General features: G+C 47.0%; 16 protein-coding genes and 1 pseudogene. 7 read left to right on the top strand and 10 right to left on the bottom strand.

Annotated elements, in window-relative coordinates:
* Positions 1-151: 151 nt before the first annotated feature.
* The 5 genes from MJ769_RS13945 to MJ769_RS13925 all read right to left on the bottom strand — a co-directional run bounded on the left by MJ769_RS13945 (position 152) and on the right by MJ769_RS13925 (position 3,876).
* Positions 152-1,483 carry an ATP-binding protein gene (locus MJ769_RS13945; protein WP_239237748.1) on the bottom strand — a complete coding sequence of 444 codons (1,332 nt, stop codon included), beginning with the start codon at positions 1,481-1,483 and terminating at the stop codon, positions 152-154.
* Position 1,484: 1 nt separating this feature from the next.
* Positions 1,485-2,165: a response regulator gene (locus MJ769_RS13940; RefSeq protein WP_239237747.1), complete on the bottom strand. Its 681-nt coding sequence runs from the start codon at positions 2,163-2,165 to the stop codon at positions 1,485-1,487.
* A 74-nt stretch (positions 2,166-2,239) separates the two neighbouring features.
* A complete protein-coding gene (locus tag MJ769_RS13935; RefSeq protein ID WP_239237746.1) occupies positions 2,240-2,905 on the bottom strand; it encodes a cytochrome b/b6 domain-containing protein in 666 nt (221 codons plus the stop codon).
* A 12-nt stretch (positions 2,906-2,917) separates the two neighbouring features.
* A complete protein-coding gene (locus MJ769_RS13930; protein ID WP_239237745.1) occupies positions 2,918-3,436 on the bottom strand; it encodes a diheme cytochrome c in 519 nt (172 codons plus the stop codon).
* A 14-nt stretch (positions 3,437-3,450) separates the two neighbouring features.
* On the bottom strand, positions 3,451-3,876 hold the full coding sequence (locus MJ769_RS13925) for a DUF1924 domain-containing protein (protein WP_239237744.1): 426 nt from the start codon (positions 3,874-3,876) through the stop codon (positions 3,451-3,453).
* 762 nt (positions 3,877-4,638) lie between these two features.
* Here MJ769_RS13925 and MJ769_RS13920 point away from each other — a divergent pair.
* From MJ769_RS13920 to lipA, 6 genes are all read left to right on the top strand, one after another.
* Positions 4,639-5,523 (top strand): HDOD domain-containing protein, encoded by an 885-nt coding sequence (locus MJ769_RS13920; protein WP_239237743.1) that lies wholly within the window; start codon positions 4,639-4,641, stop codon positions 5,521-5,523.
* A gap of 106 nt (positions 5,524-5,629) precedes the next feature.
* Positions 5,630-6,769 carry a D-alanyl-D-alanine carboxypeptidase family protein gene (locus tag MJ769_RS13915; protein WP_239237742.1) on the top strand — a complete coding sequence of 380 codons (1,140 nt, stop codon included), beginning with the start codon at positions 5,630-5,632 and terminating at the stop codon, positions 6,767-6,769.
* Between the two features lie 22 nt (positions 6,770-6,791).
* Positions 6,792-7,649 (top strand): D-amino acid aminotransferase, encoded by an 858-nt coding sequence (locus MJ769_RS13910; protein WP_239237741.1) that lies wholly within the window; start codon positions 6,792-6,794, stop codon positions 7,647-7,649.
* 120 nt (positions 7,650-7,769) lie between these two features.
* A complete protein-coding gene (locus tag MJ769_RS13905) occupies positions 7,770-8,036 on the top strand; it encodes an HP0495 family protein (protein WP_239237740.1) in 267 nt (88 codons plus the stop codon).
* Between the two features lie 4 nt (positions 8,037-8,040).
* Positions 8,041-8,670, top strand: a complete 630-nt coding sequence (gene lipB / locus MJ769_RS13900; RefSeq protein WP_239237739.1) for a lipoyl(octanoyl) transferase LipB — start codon at positions 8,041-8,043, stop codon at positions 8,668-8,670.
* 57 nt (positions 8,671-8,727) lie between these two features.
* Complete coding sequence (gene lipA, locus MJ769_RS13895; protein ID WP_239237738.1) at positions 8,728-9,666, top strand: lipoyl synthase; 939 nt, start codon at positions 8,728-8,730, stop codon at positions 9,664-9,666.
* A gap of 519 nt (positions 9,667-10,185) precedes the next feature.
* On the opposite strand, the gene MJ769_RS13890 is transcribed toward lipA, so the two are convergent.
* From MJ769_RS13890 to MJ769_RS13870, 5 genes are all read right to left on the bottom strand, one after another.
* A complete protein-coding gene (locus MJ769_RS13890) occupies positions 10,186-12,018 on the bottom strand; it encodes a GGDEF domain-containing protein (protein ID WP_239237737.1) in 1,833 nt (610 codons plus the stop codon).
* An 890-nt stretch (positions 12,019-12,908) separates the two neighbouring features.
* Positions 12,909-13,232, bottom strand: a complete 324-nt coding sequence (gene ftsB / locus MJ769_RS13885; protein ID WP_239237736.1) for a cell division protein FtsB — start codon at positions 13,230-13,232, stop codon at positions 12,909-12,911.
* A 43-nt stretch (positions 13,233-13,275) separates the two neighbouring features.
* Positions 13,276-14,559 carry a phosphopyruvate hydratase gene (eno, locus tag MJ769_RS13880; RefSeq protein ID WP_239237735.1) on the bottom strand — a complete coding sequence of 428 codons (1,284 nt, stop codon included), beginning with the start codon at positions 14,557-14,559 and terminating at the stop codon, positions 13,276-13,278.
* An 18-nt stretch (positions 14,560-14,577) separates the two neighbouring features.
* Positions 14,578-15,429: a 3-deoxy-8-phosphooctulonate synthase gene (kdsA, locus tag MJ769_RS13875; protein WP_239237734.1), complete on the bottom strand. Its 852-nt coding sequence runs from the start codon at positions 15,427-15,429 to the stop codon at positions 14,578-14,580.
* Positions 15,430-15,437: 8 nt separating this feature from the next.
* On the bottom strand, positions 15,438-17,102 hold the full coding sequence (locus MJ769_RS13870; protein WP_239237733.1) for a CTP synthase: 1,665 nt from the start codon (positions 17,100-17,102) through the stop codon (positions 15,438-15,440).
* Positions 17,103-17,190: 88 nt separating this feature from the next.
* Between MJ769_RS13870 and MJ769_RS14820 the strand changes: the two are divergent.
* Positions 17,191-17,393: pseudogene (locus tag MJ769_RS14820) on the top strand (adenylosuccinate lyase); the annotation flags it as partial.
* Between the last annotated feature and the right edge of the window lie 109 nt (positions 17,394-17,502).

Here is a 17,502-nt window from a genome sequence, read left to right as displayed (position 1 = left end):
CACCGCGCTCATTGAGGCGTGGAAAATGAATCGTGCTAAATCCACAAATTGCTCTGTTAATGTCAATAATAAAATCGCAGCCACACCAAAAAACACGAAAGTGGCATGTCAAAAATGAAGTGCCATTTTTAGAAACACTTGTTACTCAGCACTATGATTTAAAAATTACCGTTACGCTCAATCCCTTACCATCGCTCTGTGACGCGATTCGCAGGGAAGCACCATGAATCTCGGCGATACGATGGACAATAGACAGCCCCAGACCACTACCGCTGGCGCTTGTGCCAAGAGGGCGATAGAACCTTTCCGAGACCCTTGTCAGTTCCGCTTCCGGGATGCCGGGCCCATTATCATTCACCGACAGACCAGCCAACCCTTGCTGATTGATAATATTGACCCACACCGATGTTCCCGGCTGTGTGTGACGCACGGCATTATCGATCAGATTGCGTAATAGAATGCGCAATAAGACCGGATTGCAGCGCACCTCCACTTCTGCGCCTTCCTTCAATTCGAGTCTTACTTGCTGGCTCAGTGCAGACGGGGCGATTGCGGCGATTACCTCAGCGGCGACAGCTCTGAGTTGGCAGGCTTCAGTCACGTCATTACCCAATGTATCGATACGAGCCAGGGTCAGCAATTGTTCGATCAGATGGGCAGCTCTGTCACAACCGAGAATTGCGTTGTCGAGCGCATGAATGCGTTCCGCTTCGCTGCAAGCCGCTCTGGCCACTTGCGCTTGCGCCCTGATTGCGGCAACCGGGGTGCGTAACTCATGCGCGGCGTCTGCGGTAAAGCGCCGCTCTTTTAGCATGGAAGCTTCGATACGGGCGAACAGCCGGTTGAGCCGTTCGATCAGCGGCACCACCTCGCGCGGGGCGGATGAAGCATCCAACGCAGCAAGATTGTCCGGTTCACGCTGTTCCACTTCGCGGGTCAGCTTGTCCAACGGGCGCAATCCCCGCGCAACTGCGATCCATAGCAGAAGTGCCAGCAACGGCAAAGAGATAAATAGCGGCTTGAGCATATTGCCTGCGATGCCACGCGCCAGTTCGTCGCGACCATCGGAACGTTCCGCCACCTGGATCAAATATTCGGCGGATTCATTCCAAGTGCTGAATACGCGCCAGCGGTGGCCGTCGATGGTGTGGTCGCTGAAACCGCGCTCCTCATTTGCCAGAGGGTGTGACGGCGCATTGGCGGAATGCAGGCGGAGCTTGTGTTCTTTATTCCATATCTGAAACGCGACCCGGCGGGCATATTTGTGCAGCAGTGGCGCGTGGTCTGTTTCTAGTTCATCCAGCTCATGCGATGATTGGACAACCAGCAGCGCAGCCGCCTGTGCCAAGTGCGCATCCAGCACCTCGTTGAACTCCGCGCGCGCATTATGGTAAGTAAATGCGGTCGAACCGATCCAGACTAACGTGATCGTCGTCAGCGTCAAAACAAGCAGTCGTCGCTTAAGTGATGCGCGTCGCCACATTTCAGGCCACCTTGTCGCGCGGCATCAAGTAGCCCACACCGCGAATAGTTTCAATCAGTTCAGGAAAAAGCTTGCGGCGCAGATGATGGATATGCACTTCCACCGTGTTGCTTTCGACTTCATCGCCCCAAGCATAAAGCTGTTCTTCAAGCTGAGCGCGCGATAGCACTTTTCCCGAGTTGAGCATCAGAGCGTGCAGCAGCGCGAATTCCTTAGCCGAAAGCTCAACCGATTTGTCCTGATACTGCACATAATGCGCAGCAGGATCAAGCTTGACGCCGGCAACCTGCAATAACGGATCGGTCTTTCCGCTGGCACGGCGCACCAGTGCACGCAAGCGCGCCGCCAATTCCCCCATGTCGAATGGCTTGACCATATAGTCATCTGCACCGGTATCCAGTCCTTTAATGCGGTCATCCACCGCATCCATCGCGGTCAGGATCAACACGGGTATCTGTGCATTTGTTTGAATATTACGGCTGCGCAGGCGGTGCAGCACTTCCAGTCCGGAAAGACGCGGCAGCCCCAAATCCAGAACCACTGCCGCGTAGGGCTCAGTAGTGAGTGCCTGTTCTGCCGAGATCCCGTCTTTCATCCAGTCCACGGCATAGCCAGACTGCCTCAAACCAGCTTGAATCGCATCGCCCAGCAGGGCATCGTCTTCGACTACTAAAATGCGCATACCTTCACCTAAACAATAACGCAGAACAGTTGCGACTTTGTTCAAACTTATTTTTTGAAAACAAATAATAATGTTTAGCCATGGCTGTGCTGCCCAACTTTCGCCACAGTTTCACTTGTTGTCGCCAGACCAGTTGCTGGGTAATCAACCCAGAATGCCACAACACCCACCAGCATTATGACACCCAGCCAGCGGTATGAACGACGGATGCCTTCATTCGGCTCTGCGGATTTGAAACCGGTGACCATGGAGCGCACCAGATTCTCGCGATGCATTAAGCTGCTCACCACCACCCCGGCTATGTGGAAAAATACCACAGCCAGCATGGCATTGGATGTAACCTCATGTAATTCCTCCAACACATCACCACCGATGTCTTGAAACAATATCACCCCAGTCACTCCGGACAAGATGCCCAGGGTTATCAGCAGCCAAATCGCCACACTTCCTGCCGGATTGTGTCCTACATAGTGCTTAGGTTTGCCCTTGAGCAGCGATAGCGAATAAGCAACAATTTCGCTGGGTTTGAACCAAAACGAGCGAAACTTCGCATAGTGTGTACCGAAAAATCCCCACAGCAACCTGAACGTGATTAAGCCCAACAGGGTGTAACCAAGTACCACATGAATATCACGATAACGCTCCGTTTCAGCAGTTAGATACGCGCCTGTGAATGACAGCGCAAACAACCAATGAAAAACCCGTGTCGGCACATCCCAAACCAAAATACGTTGACTCATGATGCTCTCCTTTTACTTGGGTATTTTTATATTATTTTCATTGAAATCACCGCGCTCTGCCTGCTGGTGGCAGGCCGCACAATTAGCCGGACTCTTCACCTTCGGATTCTTCCAAACAGTCGGGGGAATTTCGTGGCTATTGTGCTTGCGCTTAAACCAGGCAGTCTCAGTGATCCGCAAAGGCGCTGTCGGAGCACGCCAGCGGTTAGAAGCATTGTTCACCAGAAAAGTGGTGATCTCCTTATTCTCTTGATCAGTCAGCGAAGCATCCGAACCGAAGTGCTTATCTAAACCACCCATGACCTTGCGCCAGGATGCTGCGGGCAGCAACCCCGGCGAATATCCGATGTGACAGGAGGAGCATTCCTGCTGAAATTTTGCGTTAACTTGAGAAGGTTGGACTGGTTTGCCACGGTTTTCGCCGCCATATTTTTCAGCTTGATCGCCTGCCTCTGCGATGGACATTGATGCACCCATAACCAACAAGACCGAAACAAGTCCACGTGGGAAATTTCCATAACATATCGACATATCAATCTCCTTGATTATTTTTTAACGGTAAGCAGGTAAGTAAGTACATCGCCTTTTTCCTGCGGTGAACAGATGCGGTCAAGCACGTCATTACAGTTGCGCTTGAACCATTTTGCTACCTTGCGCGGGTCAGTAAACCTATCTGCATTGGCAGCTGGCGCAAACGGCTGTATGACTTTGCCGGTCTTTGCATGCTTGCCTGGCGTCGCAGGATTTTCGGTATGACAAGAGGCGCAGCTCCATTCATTACCGTGCTTTGCCTTGAAAAAACTTTCCCCGCGCGCAGCTGAAAATCCCTTAAAGCCCTCAGCAGTCTTAGCCGCATCGCTTTGAATGGCAGCCAGCGCCTCTGCAGGCGTTTGAGCGAAAGTTGGGTATGAAATTAACTCAGCGACAGTCACCAGCGCTAAAACAAACGACACGTTAAATTTGCGAAACATTTTTACCTCCTGTATTGCATTAAGAGGTTCGTAGAATAAAAGACCAAGCTTAAGGGTTGCTTAAGAACAAATATATTTTGGAGGATTTCAGAAATAAATAATTACAGCGGCCTATAGCTGGCGAGAAAGTCCGTTTTCAACTTTTTAGAACAAACACTTTCGACAATTTAAGCAGCCTGTCGAGATCTTAAAGTGCACTTATTGTCCCCGAAGCTGTAAAAATATTTTCATAGCTGCATGATGCTGTGAACCACATACCAATATTTAAAACTATGCAATTTTGCAGGTTCTACCAAGTATAACGGCGAGAATATAGATTGACTGCGAGGGAATATCTAAAGCATTCGCTACATCACCGACTGGAACTACGACTAAGATCGTAGCTGAATCCAAACCGGCTTCGGCCCAGAAAATTTTTCTGTCTGCGCCGCATCGCGGTCAGAATACTTAAGGTATTTTCAGAAGCCCGTTCAATCCATCGCCGCGATAATGCGCAAACTCAGTTTCTGCACACGTTTTGCCTTCGGCTATCTGTAGATAACTCTCAACTCGACGGTCGCGGGGATCCAGATTCCCTGAGGACAAATTTACCGTGGCCAGCATACCCCGCCCTAGGATAGAATCCTGAAAGCCGATCTACTATATCAATTTAGCTTAATATAAACATTTTTACGTCGGCAATTTGGATAGATTTGGATAGAATGGTAGCCGCAAGCATTTCACACTCAACCATAACGAACAAAACCAACTCGAGGAATGAACATGCCGACCGATAGCACACACATAACTTCCAGCGACGAAAATATCGATCTTAGACAGGCTGTCAAATATATTGATGCACTGCCCGCCTTGCCGGTCATTGCACAAAAACTACTGGCACTAAAGATAGATACCGACGAAAACGAACGGGAATTGTTAATGCTGGTCGAGCAAGATCCGCAAATCTCAGCTAAGATCATAGGGCTATCCAATTCAGCAACGCTTGGCTCCAAGCGAAAAACAACATCCGTAAAAGAGGCTGCGATATCGCTGGGCATGAACCGTGTCAAATCGATTGCGACTGGCATCGCCATCATGTCCCTGTCGACCAAAGTATCCGCTGGTAAGTTCAAGACACAGGATCTGTGGTTACATAGTTTCGGCATCGCTTTTGCCATGCTCGGCATCGCCCGTGCCATGCCCGCAAAGATCCGTCCTAAGGATGACCAAGTATTTTTGGCTGGCATACTGCATGACATCGGCTATCTCGCCCTCGCTTTTCTGGATCCAAAACGGAGCGATCAGCTGCATTTCCGTTTGGCAGTAGAACCTGATTATCCTGCGCTGAATATAGAACAAGAAATGCTAGAAATAAGCCACGACGAATTGGGCGCTGAGCTAGCGCGCCACTGGAATTTACCGGATGAAATCGTTACCGTGCTGCGCTACCACCATACACCGGATGTAATCGAGGCAGCAGCGGGACAACCAATAGTGCACATGATTAACTTGGCAGAAAAATTGCTAGCTTCCTTTGGTATGAATGAACACGTCGATGCCAACATCAGCGACGAGGATTGGGAGGTTTTGGGTATCGATCCTAGCAAGGCTGATGAAATTAGCGTGCAAGTAGCTGAACAAGCGGAGCAAGCTGCAGCTGTATATTGATTAAGATGCTCTGTTTTCAGCGCATCTTAACTATGCAATTAAACTCTCCCCATAGCCCAACCAATCTCACACGTTTATAATTACGGATTTGGTTGGTAGCATCAATATGAAATTTACGCTGTCGTTTCTCATCGCTCTTATATTCCCTTTGTTTGCTCAGGCGCAGCTAGCCACCCTGCCGTCCGACCCTGTGCTTGCAGCAAAATCCTATCTGCTATATGACGTTACCAGCAATCAGATATTGGTCGACCAGAACGGTAATGAACGCAATGAACCCGCATCCATTACTAAGCTGATGACGGCCTACTTGACCTTCAGCGCCCTCAAGCTGAACAAACTTTCGCTGAACCAGAAAGTAACCCCATCAACAGAAGCACTTCGTGCCCAAGGTACAGAATCACGCATGTTTCTCGACGAACGCACACCTGTGTCGATTGCAGACTTACTTCGTGGTCTCATCGTTCAGTCTGGTAACGACGCAGCACGTGTGTTGGCAACCACCATAGCTGGCAACGAGGAAAATTTCGCCAAACTAATGAACCAGGAAGCACAGCGACTGGGCATGAGCAACACGCATTACATCAACGCCACCGGAATGCCGCATCCACAGCACTATTCCAGTGCCTACGATACAGTGTTACTCGCCGCTGCCATAGTGCGCGAATTTCCGGAGCACTATCTGCTCTATAGCTTGCGCGAATTTCAGTACAATAATATTAATCAAGCCAACCGCAACCGTTTACTGTGGATGGATCCCTATGTGGATGGGATGAAAACGGGACACACAGAAAGTGCTGGATTTTGTTTAGTGGCTTCGGCCAAGCGCAACCAGCGGCGACTAATATCAGTGGTGCTGGGCACGGCCTCCGACAATTTACGAACAAGCGAAAGCCAAAAACTGCTAAATTACGGCTTCCAAAATTTCGAAACCGTACGGCTGTATCAGAAGAACAAACCGGTAGCCAGCATACTTCTGTGGAAAGGCACCGAGAGCAAGGTCAAAGTTGGATTCCGCAGCGATCTGTTCCTGTCCATCCCTACGGGACAAATAGCACAATTGAAGGCTACCATGGAAACGCAACAACCTCTTATAGCGCCTATTACTAGTGGACAAAAAATAGGCATAATGAAAATTACCCTGGGCGGCAAACCGTATGCCGAGTACAAGCTGGTGGCTCTGGAGTCTATGCCACTGGCCAATGTATTTTCGCGCGGCTGGGACAGCATCCGTATGCTTTTTAAATAAAGTCTTCTTTAAGGATCATCAAATGACAGTCTATTTGAACGGGCAATTCATGCCCATTGACGAAGCACGCATTCCTGTGCTGGATCGTGGCTTCATTTTCGGCGATGGCGTATATGAAGTAATTCCGGTGTATTCGCGCTTTGCTTTCCGACTGGCCGAACATCTCCGGCGCTTGCAATACAGCTTGGACGGCATACGCCTGACAAATCCGCACAGTGACCAAGAATGGACTGAGCTCATCTCGGATCTGATCGAGCGCAATACAGCAGAAGATCAATATTTATATCTGCATATCACACGCGGGGTAGCGAAACGCGACCATGCTTTCCCTAACCCTGCGGTTCAGCCGACCGTGTTTATGATGAGCAACCCGCTTTTTACACCACCTGCCGCGTTACTAACTAGCGGTGTGGGTGCGATAAGTGCGCCGGACAACCGCTGGCTCAATTGCGATATCAAGGCCATCTCACTTTTACCTAACGTGCTGCTACGTCAAATGGCGATAGATGCTGGCTGTGCCGAAACCATTTTGATCCGTGATGATAATTTCATGACTGAGGGTTCAGCCAGTAACATTTTTCTAGTAAAAAATGGCGTCCTTCTCGCTCCGCCTAAAGATAATCTTATGCTGCCTGGAATTACCTACGACGTATTGCTGGAAATCGCCGTGGCCAACAGCATTCCGTATGAAGTTCGCAAGATTGCCAAGGAAGAAATATTCATCGCCGACGAGCTATTACTTACCTCTTCCACAAAAGAAGTGCTTGCCATCACCACATTGGATAATAAGCCGGTAGGCGATGGTAAACCCGGGGTGATGTTCGCCAAATTACATAAACATTATCAGGACTATAAGCGCGACGTGATGCGTAAGACGTAAAAGCTCGACATTTCCGTGCTATCAGCTAACAGTTTGGCAGATACAGGGAGTAACAAATTTGATACAACTTCAATTCCCCGCCCCCCTGGGGTTAAAGACCCTAAACTTACCAAGGTATCCATGGCGCTTACTGACAGTCTTATCGAATACCCGTGCGACTTCCCAATCAAGGTGTTAGGGCTATCACATCAGGGCTTCGCGCAAACAGTGGCGGAAGTGGTAATGCGTTATGATCACGACTTTAACGCCGCCACCATGGAAATGCGCCCCAGTAGTGGAGCACGCTACATCGGTTTGACCTGCACCGTACGTGCTACTTCACGCGAACAACTCAATGCGCTGTATCAAGAATTGTGCGACCACCCACAAGTAGTGATGGTGCTTTAGTAAAATGGTACCGCTGATTAAGCATCTAGGTCTGGTCGAATACCAGCAAACCTGGCAAGCGATGAAACAGTTCACCGATGCACGTAACGCTGATACGCGAGATGAAATCTGGCTATTACATCATTTTCCAGTCTACACCCAAGGCTTGGCAGGGAAACCGGAACACCTTCTGCATGCAAGCGACATTCCGGTGGTCAAGATCGACCGTGGCGGCCAGATTACCTACCACGGCCCCGGCCAGATCGTCGCCTACCTTATGCTGGATTTACGTCGCTGGAAACTTAACGTGCGCGGACTGGTAAGGCTAATGGAACAGGCAGTGATAGATTTGCTTGCACCATTCGGCGTAATAGCTCAGGGAAGGGAGGAAGCACCGGGTGTGTATGTGGATGGCGCAAAAATTGCCGCACTCGGCTTAAAAATCCGCAATGGATGCTGCTATCACGGATTGGCGTTTAATATAGACATGGATCTTGCCCCATTCGCTTACATTAACCCATGTGGCTTTGCCGGATTGCGCGTTATCCAAGCGAAAGACTTGGGTATCTTCGCTCCGCAGTCCAATCTGGAACGGCAACTTGCACAGAATTTGATCGAGTTATTACAACAGCATAAAGCAGAGAAATCCGCCTAACTATTACCTATGTAAGTGCTCGCCTTGCATGCAAACCAGCAATAAGGAAAAATCATTATGACTATTATAGAAAAGCAAACTGGCGCAGCTAAAACAACACGTAACCCAATCAAAATTGTTCAACTAGAGCAACGACTACGCAAACCAGAATGGATACGAGTTAAGTCCGGCAGCGGGCAAGGTTATCACGACGTCAAGCGCCTGCTGCGCGAACACAAATTGCACACTGTGTGCGAAGAAGCCTCTTGCCCCAACATTGGCGAATGCTTCAGCAAGGGTACGGCCACTTTTATGATTCTAGGCGACCTCTGCACACGGCGCTGCCCCTTCTGCGACGTAGGGCACGGAAAACCGCTGGCACCAGATGCTAACGAACCGGCACATCTGGCAAAGTCCATTGCAATACTCAAGCTTAAGTATGTAGTTATTACTAGCGTGGATCGCGACGATCTGCGGGATGGTGGCGCACAGCATTTCGTCGATTGTTTGACTGCCATTCGTGCTACTTCACCCCATACCAAGCTGGAAACACTGGTACCGGATTTTCGTGGCCGCCTGGAAACCGCGTTGGACATTCTGGCGAATAGCCTGCCTGACGTACTTAACCACAATATGGAAACCGTACCCCGCCTCTACAAACTGGCACGTCCTGGTGCAGACTACACTCATTCGCTCAAATTACTAAAAGATTTCAAAACACGCTTTCCACAGACGATAACAAAATCCGGCCTGATGCTGGGACTGGGCGAGACTGACGAGGAGGTATTACAGGTAATGAGAGATATGCGTGCACATGATGTACAAATGCTCACGCTGGGACAATATTTACAACCCTCCAACAGTCATCTGCCGGTGTTACGTTATGTCCACCCGGACACATTTAAAAGTTTCGAGCAGTCCGCGCTTGAAATGGGATTCTCACATGCAGCCTGCGGGCCGATGGTGCGCAGCAGCTACCATGCTGACGAGCAGGCGCATCAAGCTGGCGCTATATAATTTTCAAAATTCAAGGGCACCTCTGAAAATTCAATTTTCTAGGCAAGGCAAGACGCGAGTGAAAAACTTGAGCGCGGCAAACACCTGATCTGTAAGTAGTATTTTTTTGAGTAACGCAGTATTGTGACGAAATGGAGTAAGCAGGCAAGCTGCGAAGCGGCTGCTCGCAAAATCGTATTTTCAGAGATACCCTCAAGAAAAACCATATCAGTTAAAAATAGCTATATCACAATTATCTGTTTGTTCTTATTACTCATTTAATTGTTAATTATGGATCGCCGACTAAAACATTTTGCCACATTTTCCAGCTGGCTTGTCTAGGATGGTGGGCATCTACAGTAAGGCGTATTTCACGTGGTGCATAGCGAGCGCGTCGGGAGCAAGGCAAGCTAGGTCACAATCCTAAATACAGGCGGCACTTTCTGATAATGCAGGAAGACTAGCTGCTTGTATGAAAAGCAATGAACGATCCAGGTTGCCCACTCTGAGTATAGTCAGAAGAGTTGCATGTGTCTTAACTCATTTTATGTTGGGTATCTGTGTAGGCGTTGACGCGCCAACAACACGATTGCGCCCAGTCTGTTTAGCCTGGTAAAGTGCAGTATCAGCCCGTGACAATACTTCATCGATCGGCTCTCCCAAAAAACGCTCTGCCACACCAGCGCTAAACGTAATGAGTACACGCTCGTTATTTTTTAGAAAGAAATTCTTGGTTAGATCGCGCTGCACTCCTTTAACAACTTCTATTGCGTCTACCTCTTTTGTGCCGGGAAGAATAATAGTGAATTCTTCACCTCCATAGCGGGCCAGTACATCTGTACTACGTATTACGCTCTTAACCACTTTCGCCAAGTGTGCAAGTGCAACATCACCAACGGAGTGTCCAAGGGTATCATTGATTTTTTTGAAATGGTCAATATCGATCATTGCAAGCGTTAAAGGTGTGCCGTGCCTGTCGGCCCTTTCGAATTCTTGCACCAGTGCTGCCTCCATGCCGCGCCTATTCAAAGCACCTGTTAAAAAATCTTGGTGGGCAGCTTCACTAATGTAATCAAGCTTTGTAGTGAGTTCGTTAATTGTATTCTCTGCTTCTTCCACTTTTTTCTTGATTTCTTGAAATGCCGCAAGATTACATTTCGCGTCCACATTCATCTTCCCAATGTCTCCAACCAAATTTCCAAGTATGGCGATCAACTTGGTGATGTCATGTGTCGATGTAATTTGCTCCTGATAATTATTGATCTTAAGCTGATAGCTATCCGTACTCTCTGTAATATCTGCCAAATTATTTGCGAAAGTGGCTGCCATTTTCCTAATAGCTTCTTTAGCCTCAATGAGAGTCGGCTTGATATGTGATTGCTTATAGATTAGCTCTTTGAGACTGTTTTCTGCATTGTAAAGTGCATCGACATTGATCGGCTTTGAAATTATCTCTTGAATGATTGCTATCTGACCAAATAACCATTTGTCTTCGACAGTCATCTCACCCATGCTGGAAACCAGCAGGCGTAACATTTGAACAAGCATTTCCTGTATACGAAGCTGCGAATCATTTTTCAACTCCGCGCGGAGCAAAGTAGATTTTAGTGACTCACCCAACACTTTCACTTCTTCTATTGTCAAAGATTCGCTCATACGCTTTACCAACGCTTCTAATCTCAACGTAGCACCTGAAGTGTCAACCAGCTGTGGAGCAACGGCTAGATCAATGGTTCTGATTAACATGTCACGCCAAATAATTGCCAGTTCCGGCTGACTATCATCAGCCTGAGACCCTGAACCGGATGACAAAACAACTGCCTGAATCGCAGCTTGCTCTTGTATTTTCTCTTTTTCGTTGATGTAATTTATTGCAGCAGTTTGATGGTTTAACTGACCTTTCTCCCAAGATGTAATCAAGACATGAATCTTCATGCCCAACTGATTATGATCATTGGTAAACCTAATCAATGTATCATTCAATTTTTCAATTTTTTGATGCAGACTAAAACTCCCATGATTTGTTTCTAATTGCTTCAGAAGAGAGCGTAAAAGCGTGTTCCAATTCACTCCAGCGTCTTCACCACCCTTTGTAAGAAGGCTGCGAAGCAACTCCTCCAATTCGATCGGATCCGATTTCTCAAATAATTTATGAAAGGATTCGGCAGCTGTTGCAAACTTGGGGTATTCCCTACCCATCTCGTTTAAAATTTTTATCAGAGACTTGTTAAGAATTACAGAATGATCAACAGACTCAATTCCTGCGATCCTGTCATAAACACGTCGATAATTCTCCGGCGTTGGTGGGATCTTGTCATTGGAAAGTTGCGTCAATGCCTGCCGAGCAAACTCTATTGGTGTATTGTTTTTCATGTTTTCAGTGAGCGTTAACCTGCTAAAGTAAGTATTCCCCAGCTTTGCCGGCGGTAATTGTCAACCTAGTTGCTGGTAGCTTTCCATTTGTGCTCCTGCTGCTTTGTCGTTGATGGGGTTCCGATACTATGGCATCTCGCCCCATCATTCTGTTAGAAAAAGTTGCACTTCGTTGTTGAATCCGCGTTTTAAATTAAACTTTACATTGGCAAGACTTAATTTAACGGGACAGAAGTGATCAACATTATCTCTTTATTAATTGATCTTGATTATGTCACAGCGATCCGTTTTTTCTTGGCAATTATATGATGATGAAGAGATTTCGTTATCAAAAAAACATTCAAACCCAAAATTAATAAGGACTTCATAAATTTTAAACAGAATTAAACAAAAAATGTTGACAGTGCATTGAAGTTTATCAAATTATAATTTGATAAACTTCAATTACGTTTTTTTGAACGCCGGTCCATACAAATAACTCTGATTCAAATACCCCGCAGTGTTTTTCATACAGTGTTTTTCATACCAAGCAATCATGTATTAAATCAGTATCATGCTATATTTTTGCACATAATAATTTAACCACCATGTTCCGGGTCTGACCTTATTCGTTAGAATGCAATACACAATTGAAGCGATCAATACCAAACTTCGGCAATCAGTTCAACGCTTAGCGGGATCAAAAAATGATCAATTGACGGGAAAATAACGAGCGAAATGTACCGTAACAACACTAGTACACGCTAGCCATGTATATCTTATATAGATATGATATAGATTTAGATTTAGATTTAGATGTAAATATAGGTTAAGTTCAAATCAGAATGCAACACTAGATTGCGGCAATAACGAACAAGGCAGGTTGGCGAAAATCAAAGCTTTTTGTACGGTTACTTCAGAGGCACACCACTAGCCGCCTTGGAATCAAGCGTTGCTGAGGCAGGTAATAATGAATGGTTACCCGCTATCTGAAAGAATATTTCATCGCGCTTGACCATGCCCAGCTCACTACGAGCGCGCTCTTCTACGGCTCCCGTACCTTGCTTTAAATCGCGTACCTCGGCGTCCAGCACTGCATTGCGAGCTTGAGTCTTTCTATTTATGTATTTCTGTTCATCAACATGGCGATCAAGATCCCAGACTTTCAACCAGCCACCCTTCCCAAGCCACATCGGATACTGCAATAGCAGTAGTAAAGATATCAATAACAGCAAGACCCAGCGCATATATATATTAAATTAAGAACAAGCGCAAAGCCTATACAAGTTGGTGATATGCATCACGTCCAGGATAATACGCGCTGTCGCCCATGTCTTCTTCAATACGCAGAAGCTGGTTATACTTCGCTATGCGATCAGAACGTGACAGTGAACCGGTTTTAATTTGCAGGACGTTGGCACCAACAGCAATATCGGCAATCATAGTGTCTTCCGTCTCACCGGAGCGGTGCGAAATCACTGCAGTGTAGCCTGCGCGCTTTGCCATCTCGATGGCGGCGAAAGTTTCTGTCAGCGTGCCGATCTGGTTAATTTTAATCAGAATAGAATTAGCCAGGCCCTGACGAATTCCTTCGCGCAATATCTTGGTATTAGTTACAAAGACGTCGTCGCCTACCAATTGCACATTTTTTCCCAAGCGCTGGGTTAGCAGCTTCCAGCCACACCAGTCATGCTCGCTCATACCATCTTCTATGCTAATTAATGGATATTTGTCGACCCAATTGGCTAGATAATCAACAAACTGCGCGGATGTCAGTTTGATACCTTCTGATTCCAGATGGTACAGACCGTCCTTGTAAAACTCCGAACTAGCGCAATCCACACCGATCACTACATCCATACCAGGCACGTAACCTGCTGCCTCTATACCTTCAATAATCAACTGCAATGCAGCTTCGTTATTAGGCAAATTGGGTGCGAAACCACCTTCGTCACCAACAGTAGTTGGCATGCCCTTGTCGTCAATCAGACCCTTTAACGCGTGGAATATTTCTGCTCCGCAACGCAACGCCTCACGGAAGCTGGCTGCACCAACCGGAATAATCATGAATTCCTGCATGTCAATGTTATTGTTGGCGTGAGCACCGCCGTTGATGATGTTCATCATGGGTACGGGCATTCCCATTCGCGCCGAGCCACCCAGATAACGGTACAACGGCAGACCAGACTCTTCCGCAGCAGCTTTGGCCACAGCCATGGATACCGCTAAGATTGCATTTGCACCGAGTCGAGATTTATTTTCGGTACCATCCAGATCAATCATAGTCTGATCAATATATGCTTGCTCTGCGGCATCCAAACCGATTATAGCTTCGGCAATTTCGGTGTTAACGTTCTCCACCGCTTTCAACACGCCTTTACCATAGTATCGTTGTTTGTCTTCATCACGAAGCTCAACCGCTTCTTTGTCACCAGTGGATGCACCAGAAGGCACAGCTGCACGGCCAATAACGCCTGACTCCAACAATACATCTACCTCGACCGTGGGGTTTCCACGGGAATCCAAAATCTCACGCGCTACAACATCAACAATTGCACTCATCACTTATTCCTTCATTCGCTATACATTGCACAAATCTATGCTTTCTTCGATTAAACCTTGTTCTTTAACTGCAACATCCAAAATTATCAAGGTGTGCAACAGTTCCTCCAGGTACCCAAGTGGAAAAGCATTCGGCCCATCCGACAATGCTTGCACGGGATTGGGATGCGTTTCCATGAACAACCCAGAAATGCCAGCCGCTACAGCCGCTCGCGCCAGCACTGGCACGAATTCACGCTGTCCGCCGCTTACTGTACCCTGCCCGCCAGGCAACTGCACAGAGTGCGTGGCATCAAATACAACCGGACAGCCGGTGTTACGCATTACGGCTAAGGAACGCATGTCCGACACCAGATTGTTATATCCAAATGATGCACCGCGCTCACATACCATAATGTTATCCTGACAGCTAGCCTCACGCGCCTTTGCGACCACGTTTTGCATGTCCCATGGTGAAAGGAATTGCCCCTTCTTTATATTCACGGGGCGTCCAGAACTTGCAACGGCATGAATGAAATCGGTCTGACGGCACAAAAAAGCAGGCGTTTGCAGAACATCAACCACTGCAGCAACCAGCGCGATTTCCTCAATGCTATGCACATCAGTTAACACCGGCACACCAATTTGAGTCTTCACCTTGTCTAAAATTTTCAGACCCGTATCTATTCCAAAGCCACGAAAAGATTTATCAGAACTGCGATTTGCCTTATCATAAGATGATTTGTAAATAAAAGGGATACCCAGCTTCAGACAAATCTCTTTGATTTGCCCCGCTGTGTCCAACGCCAATTGCTCGGACTCAATTACACAAGGCCCTGCAATTAGGAATAATGGCTTATTCAAGCCGATTTCAAAATTACACAGTTTCATAATGGCCGCTATTTTTTTGCAGAAAGGGATGACATATGACATTCAATAGCCGCTTCGACAAAAGCTTTAAAAAGGGGATGGCCTCCGCGCGGCGTAGAAGTAAATTCAGGATGGAACTGTACGCCAATAAACCATGGGTGCATAGCTTGCGGTAACTCCATTATCTCAGGTAAAGCCTCACTCGGCGTGCGCGCAGAAATCACCAGACCGGCTTTTTCAAGCGCAGCCACATAGTAATTATTAACCTCATAGCGATGGCGGTGACGTTCATTGACTTCAGCGCCGTAGATTGTCGCAGCCAAGGTATGTAGTTTGATAGGGCACCGCTGTGCACCCAAGCGCATGGTACCGCCCAGATCGGAATCAGTACTGCGACTCTCAACTTTGCCATCGCTGTCGCGCCATTCTGTAATAAGCGCCACCACCGGATGTTCTGATTCTGGATTAAACTCTGTGCTGTTTGCATCCATCATACCTGCCACATGACGCGCAAATTCAATCACTGCAAGTTGCATGCCTAGGCAAATACCAAGGAAAGGCAGATTATTTTCGCGGGCATAGCGTATCGCGGCAATTTTTCCTTCGGTGCCACGCTTACCAAACCCCCCCGGAACTAAAACTGCGTCGAGACTACTTAGACCATCTATACCACCGCATTCGAGAATTTCTGAATCAATATATTCAATATTGACACGCGTTGAAGTGTGTATACCCGCATGTCGCAAAGCTTCAATTAAAGATTTATATGACTCAGTCAATTCAACATATTTGCCTACCATACCGATGGTAACTTCATGCTGCGGATGATCCAGTGAACAAATAAGTTTGGCCCAGACTGACAAATCAGCAGGTGGAAGATGTGACCACCCCAGTTGCTCACATACTATGCGATCCAGACCCTGTTCATTCAACATCTGTGGAACTTTATAGATGCTGTCCACATCCCACATTGAAATCACTGCTTCTTCACGTACATTCGAAAACAATGAAATTTTGGCACGCTCCTCATCAGGAATCGGACGATCTGCACGACATAACAAAGCGGTTGGAAAAATACCAATCTCACGAAGTTTCTGTACACTGTGTTGCGTCGGCTTGGTTTTTAACTCACCCGCACTGGCAATGTATGGCACCAGTGTTAAATGCACATAAGCCGTATTACTACGCTCATGACGCAATCCCATTTGCCGGGCTGCTTCCAAAAATGGCAAAGACTCAATATCCCCTACCGTTCCACCAATTTCAACGATAGCCACATCGGCATTGCCATCATATGAAGCCATTGCACCACGTTCAATAAACGCGTTAATTTCATTAGTTATATGCGGAATGACCTGAACCGTCTTTCCGAGATATTCACCGCGACGCTCCTTGCGGATCACGCTGTCATATATCTGACCAGTTGTAAAATTATTGGCCTTGCGCATTTTGGCTGAAACGAAACGTTCATAATGTCCTAAATCAAGGTCAGTTTCTGCACCATCTTCTGTAACAAACACCTCGCCGTGCTGGAATGGGCTCATGGTACCAGGATCAACATTTATGTAAGGATCTAGCTTAAGTAAAGTTACTTTAAGGCCACGTGATTCAAGAATCGCCGCAAGTGACGCCGCTGCAATACCCTTGCCTAAGGAGGACACCACTCCACCAGTAATAAAAATGTATTTAATCATGAGGTACAATGATACCGTAAATTCCTAACGCTCACAAAACGATAAATTCACTGTGAGCTGCCGTCTAAAAGATTTAAGCAACAGCTGAGAAGTACTAGCTGAACCAATCCAAACTGTAATGTGGCGTTATAGCATTGAAAACATCTACGACGAACTTAAAAAACTGGCACGCGGCAAAGGCAGCATCAGCCGCGACAGCCTGCATGCATTCACACGTTAGGCATTCTTGAAACAAAAAAGCAACGCTTATGTAAGGTCACACCAGCTACCTATACAGGTAAGGCCGGATAATTAGCAAAGCATATCTAAATATAAACGTTTTATTCTAAAAATTTTCATCTGTACTTTCATCAAATAAAAAACCCTCTCACGAAGGAGAGGGTTTTTTATTTGTAAGGAG

It is taken from the genome of Candidatus Nitrotoga sp. BS (genome assembly GCF_927797785.1).
Classification (GTDB): Bacteria; Pseudomonadota; Gammaproteobacteria; order Burkholderiales; family Gallionellaceae; genus Nitrotoga.
This window is presented reverse-complemented; position numbering and strand designations above follow the sequence as displayed.